This is a genomic window from Kibdelosporangium phytohabitans (assembly GCF_001302585.1).
GTDB classification, from domain to species: Bacteria; Actinomycetota; Actinomycetes; order Mycobacteriales; family Pseudonocardiaceae; genus Kibdelosporangium; species Kibdelosporangium phytohabitans.
Window position 1 is genome coordinate 6,853,283 of sequence record NZ_CP012752.1, and the last position, 13,523, is coordinate 6,866,805.

The window sequence follows — 13,523 nt, forward strand, 5'->3', positions numbered from 1 at the left end:
ACAGCCGTCCTAGCCGGGAACTCCGATTGGCAGGGTGAGCTCGACCACGAAGCCGCCGCCGGTCCGTTCACCTGCGGAAAGGCTGCCGCGGTACAACGCCGCACGTTCGCGCATGTTGATCAGGCCATGCCCTGTGCCCTCCGCGCCGGGCGACGGTGTCCCCTTGTCGTTGGCGACGCGCACGGTGAGCTGTTCGGCGTCGCGGCGTACCCGTACCTCGGTCGCGGCGAATCCGGCGTGTTTGATCACGTTGGTGAGGGCTTCCTGGACCACCCGGTACGCGCACAGTTGCAGGCCCGACGGCAGATCGTCGGTGTCCGCGGGGTCCATGTCGAGCGTGACCGGCAGCCCTGTCGTGCGCATCCGGTCGGTCAGTTCCGGCAGGTGCGCCAGGCTCAGCGCGGTGTCGCCCGGTTCGTCGTCGGTGCGCAGCAGCATCAGCAACCGGCGCATCTCCGCCAGCGCCTCACGGCTGGTGGTGGCGATCGTGTCCACGGCGGCGCGTGCGGTCGGTGGGTCGTCGTCGAACACGTACCCGGCCACACCGGTCTGCACGGCGATCACGGACATGTGGTGGGCGACGACGTCGTGCAGTTCCCGCGCGATGCGCAGGCGTTCCTCGGTGACCGCCTGCTCGGTGCGCAGTTCCTGTTCGATGCGCAGTTGTTCGGTCAGTACGGCCAGTTGCTCGTTGCGCAGGCCCAGCTGGCGGCCGACATTGCCCAGCATCCACGCCGTCAGCGGAATCAGCACGGCTTCGGCGACGGCGACGTACCACGCGACATTCGACACGAGCGCCGCCCAGAACAACACCGGCATCAACGCGCCCGCGCACGCCCCGGTGATCCTGGGTGGACGCAACGACGCGACCGTGTACAACAGCAGCGCGGGGGCCCAGAAGTTGAACGCGATCTGGGTGTAGCCGAACGCCAGGAACACCAGCAGCATCGAGGTGCTCGCCGCGAAGGCGACGACCGGGGCACGCGTGCGTGCCACGAACGGCAGGAAGATCAGGGCAGTCAGCACGTAGGCCAACGGATCGGGACCCCAGCTGGTCGGCGAGTACTGCCTGCCGACCAGCCACGAGATCACGACCATCGCGATGGTGATCACGACGTCGACAACCGGGACAGGCCCCCTTCCGTGATCACGCACGCGCACAGCATAAAGTGCCTACGAGGTCGTGTTGCCCGCTGTGCGCAGGCGCTGGTCGCCCGCGGGGATAGCGCACGGCGCACCACCGGCGTTGGTCAAGCCGGGTGGGCTCAGCGTCCACGCCTCGCTGGAGTTGTCCCCGTCGTAGTCGGAGATCAGCCGGTTGCCCGCGAACCGGTTGTGGTACGAGGCGCACTGCCGCTCCAGTCCCGGGTTGGCCTTGACGCAGGCCGCGTCGCAGAACTCGTCTCGGTAGAAGCCCGCTCGCCCGGTGCGGGTGAAGCTGTTGTCCTCCACGGTGTTGAAGTTGCTGCGGTCACGGATCTTCACCGGGTCACCGTTGATGTACGCGAACCTGTTGGCGCTCATGGTGTTGTCGGAACTGAAATGGGTCACGTACAGGCCGTGGATGTGGCCGCCGTAGTTGCCGTGGTTCTCGATGTTCACGAAATGGTTGTTGGCGATCCGGTTGCCCGACGAGTTCGTCAGCACGATCGCGCCCCAGCCGTGGCAATCCGCCCCGCACGGCGCCCACTTGCTGCCGATGTGCGTGAGAACCATCCCGAAGAACGTGTTGCCGTTCAGTCCTTTGCTGCCTTGCTTGCGCATTGGCGGCGTGTACGTCTCATCGGCGATGTCACGCTCGGAGTCGCCGTGCACCGACACCGCGCCCGACGAGTAGTACTCGACCTGTAGGTAGTAGAACCGGAGGCCGCTGGTGCCGCCGTCGTACAGCGGGTCGGTCTTGTCCTTGGGCAGCCTGGGTTGCAGCCAGAACCCTGTGGGACGGTCCGCGGGGTTGCGGAACACCGGCCGTCCGGCTATCCCGGACTCGCCTTCGCCGTACTCGTAGTCGGACGGCAGGAACGAGACGGTGTGCCCGGGCACGTAGAACCGCCAGTCGTGCATCGGCGGCGCTACATAGGTTCCCTGCTTGATCCGGACCTCGACATCGGTGCCGGGTCTGGTGGCACGCAGCACCTCCTGGACGCGTACCAGGCTCTTCACCGCTGTCGCCGGAGTCAGGCCGTTCGCGCTGTCGGAGCCGGACGGCGACATGTGGACGGTGAAGACGCCGTCCGCCCCGGCGGTGCCGGTCGACAGGCACGTGGCGGCGAGCACAGCGCCTGCCAGTGCCAATCCGATGCGCATCGGCTTTCCTTTCGGTCGTGTCACGCTTCGGGACGCAGGTAGAACAACTGGTTCGTCTTCGTCAGGTCACCGCAGGACCACTGCACCAGCGCGGCACCGTTGCCCTGACTGGCGCCTTTGACGTCCAGGCACTTCTCGCTGTGCACCGGCCGCAACCGGACCAGCACGTCCACCCCGCTGCCTTCGACGTACTCCAGGACGACCTGCTGGTTGGCTTGCGGGATACCGGAACCGTTGCACGTCCACTGCACAGCCGCCGCGCCGTCGACGTGCTGCCAGGTGTAGACGTCGACGCACATCCTCGACGCCACGCCCTTGAGGTAGAAGTAGTCCGTGGCGCCCTGGCGTTCGATGGTGAACTGCTGCTTCTTCTCGCCGTTCACGCAGTCGGACTGGGTGATCGCGGTGCCTCGGGCGGTGTCCGCCGCGCCGAGGCATTTCTCGCTGTGCCGGGGGTGGATGCGGTAGATCTGGCCCGGTTCGACGGTGAACGGCGTGCTCGTGTCACCGATCTGCCCCTCCCAGCCTGCCTGCTTGTCCGAGAAGGACGTTCCGTTGGAGACGAAGGTGTACAGCCGGCGGTTGCCGTTGCCGGTGGCGTACAGCGCGGTGACATCAGCCCGACCGTCTCCGGTCACGTCACCGGCTGACAACACAGCCGCGCCGGTGTCGAACGCGGTGCCGGACCACCAGACGGTGTCCGTCCACGTCCCGGCTCCCGCCGTGAGCACGTTCAGCCGCGCGGTGTTGCCGCCGCGGTCGGACATGATGACGATCTCGTCCTTGCGTTTCGCGTCGCCGTCCACGTCGGCCGTGCGGAAGGTCGCTGCCGCCCGTGGCAGGTTTCCCGGTCCGCTGTCCCACTGCTGGACGGGCGCGGCCAGGCCGTACTGGACCCACAGTCTCGTCTGGGCCCCGTCGTGGCCGCGTAACTGGCCGATGTCCGCGCGGCCGTCGCCGTCGAAGTCACCGGCCACGAAACTGGTGGCCGTCAGGTCGAGACCGGCGGCACCGCTGTCCCACCGCATGACCGGCGTGCCGAACCCGCCGCCGCCTGCCGTGTGCACCCAGAGTTTGGTCTGGTCGCCCTGATAGCCCTGGAACACCGCGATGTCGTCGTCGCCGTCGGCGTCGAAGTCACCGGCGACCACCTTCATGTGCGACAGGTGGTACGTCGTCCCGGCCCAGCTCTCCGCCTCCGAGACGAACCGGTTGCCGTCCGAGCGCAGCAGGAACAGCCGGGTCTTGCGGTCGGGGTCCTCACGGAACACAGCAACGTCGGTCAGGCCGTCCCCGGTGAAGTCGCCGCGCACGCTGGCTGTGCGGAACGCGGGGAATCCGCCGTTCACGCCGGTGTCCCAGCCGATGTGCCCGCTGTCAGCCCCGCTGATGAAGTTCCACACGGCCGTGCGGTTGTCACCTTGGTCGAACACAGCTGTGACGTCCGCGCGCCGGTCGCCGTTGGTGTCCCCGCGTACCGGGGGTGACGTCACCACGCGGGGTTTGGCGGTGAGGCCCCAGGTGGCGTAGGTGGAGCTGGCGTTACCCGCGCGGTCGATCGCACGCACGTACAGTGTCCGGTTGATCCCTATGGTCCCTCCTGGCGAGTCCGGCCACAGCGTGATCGGCACGCTCGCCTTGCCATCGGCGGAGGCGGCGACCCAGGAGGTGATGCGGTCCGGGTTGAATCCGTACCGATAACCCGCGATGTCCGTGTCAGCCGTCGCACGGCCGAACGCCACGGTCCCGGTCTCCCCCACTGAACGCACCGCCGTGCCGTTCGGGTAGTCGGTCGACGTGACCAACGGTGTTCCCGGCTTGACCTTGTCGACGGTGAACGCGCATCGCTCGGTGTACAGGCTCGTGAGCCCGGACGCGTCCCGTGCTCGTGCGCGGTAACCGAACACGGTCGCGGGTTGGTCTTCGGGTAGCACACCCGGCGGGACCGCGTCCCAGCTGAAGGCGCCGCCGGAGCCGATCAGCGGGGTGGTCAACGTGGTGAGCACGGTGTCGCCGTTGAGGATCTCCAGTTCGCCGGAGAGGTTCTCGCCTTCCGGATCGGAGATGACCGCGGAGAAACCGGGCGTGTTCGTGGTGAACGCCGTGGGTGCCGCCGCGGTGCCGCACGGCTTGGGCGACGCGGTGTTCACCCCGGCCGGGACCCGGGGCCGGGAGTTGTACTCGACGTTGATCCGCGCGGTGCTGGCGTGGAAGTACTTCCACTGGTCCTGGCTTGTCTCCGCGCCCGAGTTGATCTTCAGACCGAACGTGACGGTGTCCTTGTCGGCGGTCGCGGTGTCCTGCACCAGCTTGGTCAGCGCGGCCGAGGAGAACTCCATCGGGAAGTCCGGTTTCGGGCACGCGCTGGACTCGTTGGCCGTACCCTTCGCGGACGCCAGGTAGGTCAGCCAGTGGTTCTTGGAGTTGTTCCACGTCAACGGCACGGCCGGGTCGATCGCCGCGGTGTTCCACAACTCGACGCCGGTCGCCGCGCAGGCGGCGGAGTGGTCCATGGTGACCGAGAACCAGGTCCGGGTGATCTTCGACCCGGCGATCTGGCCGGTGTTCATCTGGAACAGCGACCGGTAGAGACCTGCGGTGCCCCACGTCTTGCCGACCTTGGCCTTGTTGTTCTCCTTGGTGGTCCAGTACGACTCGTCGGCGTCGTCGCGGTTGACGTAGGTCCACCGGTTGGCCCCGGCGCTGTACGAGGGATCAATGAACAGAGGGAACACCGTGTCCGCCGATGTCAGCATCCGCGCGTCCGGGACGATGGTGAGCTCATGCGGGTGCACGGCCAGCCCCATCGCACGTTCCTCAGACCGCACGTTCCCAGCCAACGCGACGCGTTGCGCCGACGAGTCCCACATACTCGGCGTGCCGGAGGCGAAAACCGTCCGCCCCTGGTCGTCCACAACGGACGTGGCGCCACCAGCGCCCGGCTTGACGGCCAGGCCCTTGGTGGTGGTGCCGTACCTGATCGCCCGCAGGGCGGGATTCGCGGCAGCGGCGGCGTTCTTGACCATGAGGAGCTGCGAGAAGCCGTCCGAGTCGGCCCGTACCCTCAGGTCGACACCCGGAAGTACTTCGGGGTACGTGGCGGTGTCGCCGTTGAGCTGCGGCGACGGCAGCTTTCCCGGCCACGAGAGCGAGAATTCCTTGCCGTCGCGCTCGGCGGTCACGAACGGACCGGTCCCACCGCCGGACAGGCGCAGGCCCGTGACCGTCGCACGTGGACTGACCGACCCGTCGGCCGCGCGGACCAGTGTGGTGTCGATCGGTTGCCAGTGACCGTTTCGGCGAGTGCGGACCGGGCCCGCGTACACCTCCATCGTCCGGGTACCGGACGGATTGGCGAACACTCGGGTCGTCTCGGTGCGCAGTTCGGTCAGCTCGACCGGTTCCGCGGCTGTAGCGGAGGCGTGCGCGACCATGCCGCAGAGCGAGGCTGCGAGGCAGAGGACAGCAGGTAGGACTAGGCCACGTATGGACATGGGTGCTCCTCGATGAAAGAACCGCGAGAACGCTATCGACGTGCCGGACAGCCGCGGAAGCCTTTCCAGTACGACTGAAAGGCCCGCGGCACGCGCAAGACCGGCCGCCCCTGGTGAGACGGCCGGTCCTTTCGCGAAAACGTCAGCGGGAAGCCAGGGAGGCGCGCAACACCGCACCGGTGTGGATGTCGATGGCCATCCACACGTTACCGCCGCGGGCCACGGCATTCGTCATGATGACGTACTCCCGCAGGCCTTCGGTGACGCGTACAGGTTCGCGCCATTCCCAGCCGCGTTCCGCGCACTCCCGCCTGGCCACCTCGAGCGCGCGTTCCTCGGTGACCAGCGGCGGCGCGATCCGCAGCAGCTTTCGCATGACACCCAGCATCAGTCAGCCAACCAGCCGTGGACGCCGTATCCGATCGCCCCGGCGCCACCCACGACACCGGCTCCTTCCACAGCGAGGCGCCAAGCCTTCAAATCGTACTGCTTCGCGAGGTTGACGCCCTTCCTGAGACTGCCGGTCCCGTAGGTCTCGGCAGACATTTCCTCGGTGAACCTCCACAGGTGCGACCTGGTGTAACGGAACTCGTTCAGCTTGGCCCTCGCTTCGATGAACGGGCCCCGCTTCGGGCTCAGGAAACGGTGGAAGCTCTCATGTCGCACTGTCTCGACGAGTTCCTTCGGGTTCAAACCCTTTCGAATCTCTATCCTACCGTACCAATCGGTGGTGCCGTAGTCCGGCAGATTCTTGACCTCCTTGTACGGGACGTTGGGCATCCTGCGGAGGCCGCCGGACTTCTTGGGGAAGAACTTCCGGCTCTTCCCGTTGGTCGCGTTCCGCTTCGGTTTGGTGGCCTTCTTGGGTCTCGTGCTCGGTTTGCGGACCTTCTTGACCTGTTTGGGGCCGATCTTCCTGGCCGTGTGTTTGGGCTGTTTCCACACCCTGGTCTTCACGGTCTTGCGGACCGTCTTGATGCTCCAGCTTCGGACGGTCTTCTCCACCCAGGTCACGACGGTCCGCTCGACCCAGTGCCAGGCGAGGTTGAGCTTGCGGCCCAGCCACCTCAGGCCCGACCAGACCCACTTCGCCACCCACATGCCGACGCGCTTGAGCACCGGCCAGATCACCTTGCGCGTCACCGGCACGACCACTTTGGACACCACGACCCGGATGACGATGCTCCAGAACCGGCCGTCCGGGTCCGAGAAGGTGACCGGGCTGTTGTTGGCGTACGAGTACGCGTTGATCTGCTGCGGGTCGGTGAAGTCGATCTCGGGGTCGGTCGAGGCGAACCGGCCGGTCGCCGGGTCGTACGCGCGTTCCCCGAGCTGCGTGAGCCCGGTGTCGCCGTCGATGGTGCCGCCGACGAAACCCTGCTGGTCCGGCCACGTCGACGGGTGCGTTCCCCGTGCCCCGCCGAACGGGTCCAGCCGCCGCCGGGACACCTCCTGGGTGTCCGCGTCGATCGACAACTCCGCTGTGCCGACCTGGTTGTGGTCCATCCAGTGCAGCTTGTTGTCCGACGTCCGGACCGCGACCGTCTCACCGCTGTGTTCATAACGCCGCGTGCCCTTCAGCACGCCTTGCGGCGTCAGCAGTACCTCACCGTTGCCGAGGTACAGCGTGACCCCGCTGTTGTCCCGGCGGATCAGACGGTCGCCGGTCGCGTCGTACAGGTACGACGTGGTCTTGCCGCCGTCGGTGACCTTCGCCAGTTTGCCCTCGGCGTCCCATTCCAGCGTCTGGCCGGGCGCGGTGCCCAGCTTCCGGCCGGTCGTGTTGCCGGTGGCGTCGTAGCCGAACTCGTCCACCTTCGTGCCCGACGGGCTGGTCGTCGTCACCTTCTGCACCGCGTGCGGCTGTGGCTGGCCCGGCGCGGGATAGGTGTACGTGCTGGACGTCGTCTTGCCGTCCGGTGCCACCTTCGTCTCGCCGGTCCGGTTGCCGACCTTGTCGTAGGTCCAGTTGTGCCAGTACGGCGCCGGGCCGCCGAGTCTGACCGCGGTGGGCGTGGCCTCGCAGTTGCCGTCGCCCGGGGTCCACGCTCCGGTCATCCGGCGCAGGTGGTCGTACCGGAAGCACTGCGTGTCAGCGGGTTCGCCGGTGTCGGCGCCTGGCTCGTCGGCCACCCGCGTGATGTTGCCCGCCTCGTCGTGGCTGAACGACACGTTGGAGACGAGTTGCCCCGGTGTCTCCCGCTCGGTCACCGTGCGCTTCACCCGCCGGGTGCCACGCTCGTACTCGGCTGAGCGCTTGACCCACTTGCCGCCCGTGGACAGCGTGACCTGCTCCGGCTCGGAGTACGGGGTGTAGCTGGTGCCCATGACGTACGGGGTCTTGCCGCTCAACGTGGTCGCCAGGCCGAGCTTGTCGTAGCCGAAGGTCAGCTTCTCCTCGGCGAGCGCACCCAAGGCGGGCAGAGTCATCTCACCGACCTGACCGTCCTGCTTGTACCCCGTGGCGAACTTGTACGTGCCCGCCAGTTTGCCTTCGGACGCCGGGATTGTGACGGCCATACCGGTCGGGCGGTTGGCGCCGTCCACGCCGGTGACTGTCTGGCTGTAGGCGTTCCCGTTGACGTACCGCGTCGCCGAGACGAGCAGACCGGGCACGGCGGTGCCGTCCGGCAGCTTGTCGTAGCTCCACTCGATCCGTTTCGCGCCGGTCAACGACCCGTCGTGGATCGCTTTCGCCCGGCCGAGATCGTCATAGCTGTAGGCCAGGACAGCACCGCGGGCGTCCTTCCTGGTCTCGATCTGGTCAGCGTCGTTGTAGGTGGTCTCGGTGACGCCGTGGTCCGGGTCCTCGGTCCGGATCTCGCGGCCCAGCAGGTCGTATCCGCGCCGCCAGACGTTGCCCGCCGGGTCGGTGACGGACTCCAGCTGGCCGTGCCTGGTGTAGCCGTAGGTGGTCCTGTCGTAGTCACCGGCCGGCGAATCGCCCCTGTACTGGCGCAACTCGACGAGCCTGCCCTCCGCGTCGACGAACTCGCTCGTCGGGATGGCGCCCCTGGGCGGGTCGACGTCGTGCCTGCTGCCCGAGTACGCGTGCGTGGTGCGCCACTTCTCGACGCCGTCGACCTTGAGGATCTCGGCGGTGAGCCGGTCGTTGCCGTCGTACTCGTAGACCGTCTGCGCCGGCAGCTGTGCCTCGTCATCCGGCACCACGATGTCCGTGCCCGGTGGGGCGTCGTTGAAGTACGGACCGTTGACCTTCACTTCCTTGCCACGGGAGTCGTAGACGGTGTCGGTGATCACCCGTCCACCACCGGGCGCCGGGTCCTGCGACTGCCGTTCCCGCATCTGGCCGTCGAACAGGTCGATGTCCGTCTCGTACTCGCCGTTGGGCTGCACCGTGCGGTTGACGACCGCGTTGGGACCGTCGGTGCGGATCAGATAGGTGTGCTCGGTGCTGGGGCTCTGCGAACGAGCCCGTCCGGGCAGCCAGGTCTTGACCACACGGCCGAGCGGGTCGTACGCGCTCTCCGCGCGTTTGCCGGTGGTGTCGGTTTCCGCCGTCGGTTCACCCCACGCCGGTTCCAGCTCGACGGACGCGCTGTGCCCCAGGGCGTTCGTGGTCGTCACCTTGGTCACCGGACCGCCGGCCGCCGACTCGTACTTGGTGGTGGTCTTCTTGCCGAACACGTCCGTCGACTCGATCTCACGGCCGAGCGCGTCGTAGACCGAGCGGTCGACGGTCCTGAACGTCGGGGCACCGTTGGCCCAGCCGCTGAGTTCGTCCTGCCGGGTCGGGTCGCCCTTGGTCGGCTGCGCGCCGAGGGTGTCGCTTCCGTCGTAGTAGGTCCGCACGACACTGGCCAGGTCCGTGGGCAGGTTCGGCGTCTTGTCGCACGCGACGGCGACTGTCTCCTCCTGGTACTTCAGGTCCATGACGTTGGTAGCCGGGTTGCGCGTGTAGCTGTACCGGGTGCACGTGTCGTCATTGGCGTTGTTCAGGTCGTGCAGATCCTCGGAGCGGACCAGCAGGCCGTCGGCGTCGTAGACGTGGTTCTTGGCTGTCTTGAGCTGGCCGCCGCCGGGGTGCACTTCCGTGTGCTGGACCGCCGACTGGCCGACCTTGTACGCCTTGGTCGTCCCCCAGCTGCGCACACTGGTGGCGGTCGGCGCCGACATCCACGGGTCCGTGATCGCGCGGTCGGTGACGACTCCCCCAGCACTGGCGTAGGTGATCCGCTCCCGTTCGGCGCCCGCGAGGTCGTTGCTGTCCTCCAGCCTGGTGCCGTTGGAGTCGACGACCTTGACGTCCTTCACGCCACCGGCGGCCTTCTTGTCCTCGTCCATGCCGCGGAAGTAGAGGACCTCGGTCTGCTCCCGCAGCCCGCCCGGCTGCCCCTTGCGGGTCTGCACCCGCTCGTAACCGCGCCACTGCGACCAGGTCTTGCGCTCGGCCGGGACCAGGCCGTCCTCGTCGTCGTGCCGCCACGCCGGGGTCCCGACGTACCCGACCTCGGTCACGACCGGTGCCAGGCCGGTGGTGACGTCCTTCTCGGTCACGTCGGACACGACGTACTTGTGGAACCAGTCGGTGCGCTCAGCTGCCTGGTTGTCCAGCGAGTCCGGCGTCCACCGGACCGGGTAGCACCGCTTGGTGTTGGCGTCGGCGACCGGCAGGTTGACCGGCGCGGCACAGTCCTTCGGCAGGTAGTTCACCACGATGTCGGCGCCGGTCTCGGTGCGGATCTTCTTCATCCGCCACCAGTTCATCGGTGGGATGCCGTCGATGCCGTCCACGCGGTTGTGCATCTGGACGCCGTCGAAGTTCACCTCCGGCAGGCTCTCCGAACCGCCGACGAGGCCGGTGCGCCTGACCGACGCGAGCCACATCCCCGCCCTGGTGCCGTCGCCGGGAGACGGGAAGCTGTGCGTCAGCGTCCACGAGTTGACGTCCCGGTGGGCGTTGCCGTTCCAGATCCTCGTGGTGACCTTGGCCAGCCGCATCTGCGACCAGAACGTCGGTGTGTACTTGGTGCCGCAGTTGGTCGTGCTGGTGCACTGCTGGTCGAGCGGGGTGTCCGGCCAGTTCCCGGGTTTCCCGGTGACGCACTCGGTGTTCGGGACGCACCGCCCCGCGACGGTGAACACGACCTGGCCGACCGCGGGCTTGGTGTAGACCTCGCCGTCCTTCTGGCCGTAGTCGATGCGTTCGAGGTAACCGTCCCGCACGTAACCGGCGACTTTGGTGGCGGTCATGTTGCGGGCGTAGTTGTTGGTCTCGGTCTTGTAGAAGTAGCTCATGGTGTTGCCGTGCACGTCGACGACGTAGTCGAGGTTCCACCGCCACGCCTGCTGGCAGAACGAGGTGTCGAACGCGCTCTTGTGGCACGGCTCGCCGGAGTGGTTGCCCGCCACCGGTACCGTCCACGCCGAGTTCGTCGTCTGCTTGCCCGTCGACCAGCCGGGCAGCTTGTTCAGGCCGAAGAAGTACTGCGTGCCGTCCTTGCCGGTGACCTTCCAGGACTCGCCGTTGTCGTCGCCGTTGTCCTTGCCGGACACGCGTTCGATCTTCGACCCGTCGTCGCTGCGCAACCGCCACGCGCCTGTGGCGTCGTCACGGACCAGCTCGCCGCCGCTGCCGTTCAACGACAGGATGGCGTTGTCCGTTCGCCAGCACAAGTCACCGGTCTTCTTGGAGTTGTTGCTGCCCTTGGTATCCGTGGCGCAACTGGCGTACCGGCGCTCGATGTGGCCGCCGGGGCTGAAGTCGAACCCCTCGCCGACCCAGCTCGGCTGGTTGTTCGTCGCCGAGGTCCGCGCGTCGACGCTGCCCGACGAGTAGGACAGGTCCAGGTCCGGCTCCGGTCCGTCCAGACCGGGCGGGGCGTCCATGTCGTACTCCCAGGTGAAGTCCCCTGACGAGCCGCCACTCGACCACGTCGAACCGGGTGACAACGACGAGGCCTGGTAGTCGCCCGCGCCGGACGAAGCCGCCGCGGTGACCGCGTACAGCCCGTTCCGGCTGGGTGTCACGTCCGCGGTCAGCGTCCCGGCGCCGTCGTTGCGGGTGGGCAGGACCGTTGCCTGGCACTCCGGCTTGTCCGGTGTCGCCAGCGCGCATTCGGGCACCGCGGCCAGTTTGAGCCTGCCCGCCCAGTCCCCGCCGAACGCGTCGCGGAACCCGGCGTAGTCGACGTGGACCGACAGCGGCTCGGCTGTCGTGCTGCCGAGGCGGAACATCGGGCCGTCGAGCCTGCGGTCGAGCACCTCGACGCGCACCTTCGGCTGGACGGCCGCGGTCCGGGCGTCCCCGGCGCGCGCGACGCGGATCGGCGACGCCCCAGCCGCCGCGGCCCGCTGACCGTCCGGCGAGATCTCCGCGACTGCCGGGGCGGGCCACGACACCGAAGGCGATGCCTTGAGTGCCTTGTCCTCCGCCGCGTCAGGTTCCGGTTTCTCCGCGCGGACAACGGTTGTCGGCACGGACTTCTCCGCGCGTGCCGACCATGGCCTGCCTGGCTGGGCGGTGGCATCCGGCGGGACGGCGTTGACCAATCCCGCCGCGACCACCAAGGCGATCGCGGCGCCTGCCCAGCTGTGTGATCTTCGAGTCATACGAGCCCCTCCGGACTTTCCGCCTGTCACGGGCACGGCTGCCCGCCGGGATCGTGCTGCCGCGGGCGCGACCGGGTCAAAGGTTTCCGATTGTGTGGAAATGCTTCCCCGCACGAGGCGCGGTGTGATCGGGTCTACTGGGCGTTGCCGGCCAGCAGGGCGAGACCGAGTGAGGTGATGGAATGCAGCACGGACTGGCCGTTCTGCCTGCTGGTCACCAACCCGGCCGCCCGCAGCGCGGACGCCTGCTGGCTGGCGGTCGGCAGGCTCGTGTCCGCGCGCCTGGCCACTTCGCTGGTGGTGCAGGGCCGGTCGCCGATGGTTTCCAGCACCCGCGCGCGAGTCCGGCCGAGCAGCGACGCCAGTGACCGCGTCCGGTCCGTTGTGGACCAGCCGACCGAGTGGCCGATCGGGTAGAGCAGGACGGGGTCGAGGTCGCCGTCGAGCAACGTCATCGGCGTGCCCTGGCAGAAGAAGGATGGCACCAGCTGCAGTCCCCTGCCGCCGAGGTGCAGGTCCTGGTCGACGGGGTAGTCCAGTTCCAGTACGGGGTAGCACCACCGCGCGGACGGGTGCAGGTCGCCGAACAGCCGCTCGAAGCCCCCGTCGGCGACCAGTTGCGCCTGCCGGGCGTGTTCCTGGTCGACGCGTCCGCGCACATGTGTCCAATATGGTGCGAGGCACGCGGTGAAGTACTGGTCGACCGCGTCGGCCAGCCGGTTGACGGCTTCGGTGCGGCCGTCGGCGAGCATCGCCGTCCACGACGGGAGCGTGCGCTCACGGCTCAGGATGGACAGATCCGTGCGCAGTCGCCGTTTCGGCGTGCGGCGCAGCGCCTCCAGTCCGCTGGCGAGGCAGAGGTCCGGGGTCGCCGGGGTGAGGAAGTCGGCGGCGTACCCGTTCTGCGGCACCAGGTCGGTCAGCAGCCGGGTACCGGCGGGAACCTTCGGCCGGATCGATCTTCGCCACCCGTCGAAGACCAGTTCGCCGTCACGCCTGCGCAGCCGGTACAGGCTGAGCAAGGTCTCCCACATCGGGTGCGGCCGAGGGCTGATCCTCGTCCTGGCCAGATCCTCCGGGCTGAAATGGATCCTCAGCACGGCGACCACCGGCGAGCACGCGCACGACACCACACGAGACATTCCCCCT

Annotated in this window: 6 protein-coding genes; all 6 read right to left on the minus strand. The window is 67.9% G+C overall.

Annotated features, from left to right (window positions below):
* Positions 1-9: 9 nt before the first annotated feature.
* The 6 genes from AOZ06_RS30860 to AOZ06_RS30885 all read right to left on the minus strand — a co-directional run bounded on the left by AOZ06_RS30860 (position 10) and on the right by AOZ06_RS30885 (position 13,474).
* Positions 10-1,155: a sensor histidine kinase gene (locus AOZ06_RS30860; protein WP_063810459.1), complete on the minus strand. Its 1,146-nt coding sequence runs from the start codon at positions 1,153-1,155 to the stop codon at positions 10-12.
* An 18-nt stretch (positions 1,156-1,173) separates the two neighbouring features.
* Positions 1,174-2,307 carry a right-handed parallel beta-helix repeat-containing protein gene (locus AOZ06_RS30865; protein ID WP_054292614.1) on the minus strand — a complete coding sequence of 378 codons (1,134 nt, stop codon included), beginning with the start codon at positions 2,305-2,307 and terminating at the stop codon, positions 1,174-1,176.
* A gap of 20 nt (positions 2,308-2,327) precedes the next feature.
* Positions 2,328-5,801 (minus strand): RICIN domain-containing protein, encoded by a 3,474-nt coding sequence (locus AOZ06_RS30870; RefSeq protein WP_157233351.1) that lies wholly within the window; start codon positions 5,799-5,801, stop codon positions 2,328-2,330.
* Positions 5,802-5,943: 142 nt separating this feature from the next.
* Complete coding sequence (locus tag AOZ06_RS30875; RefSeq protein ID WP_157233352.1) at positions 5,944-6,177, minus strand: hypothetical protein; 234 nt, start codon at positions 6,175-6,177, stop codon at positions 5,944-5,946.
* Between the two features lie 11 nt (positions 6,178-6,188).
* Positions 6,189-12,374, minus strand: a complete 6,186-nt coding sequence (locus AOZ06_RS30880; RefSeq protein ID WP_083472051.1) for an RHS repeat domain-containing protein — start codon at positions 12,372-12,374, stop codon at positions 6,189-6,191.
* 134 nt (positions 12,375-12,508) lie between these two features.
* Positions 12,509-13,474 carry an ArsR/SmtB family transcription factor gene (locus AOZ06_RS30885; protein WP_054297035.1) on the minus strand — a complete coding sequence of 322 codons (966 nt, stop codon included), beginning with the start codon at positions 13,472-13,474 and terminating at the stop codon, positions 12,509-12,511.
* Positions 13,475-13,523: the final 49 nt, after the last annotated feature.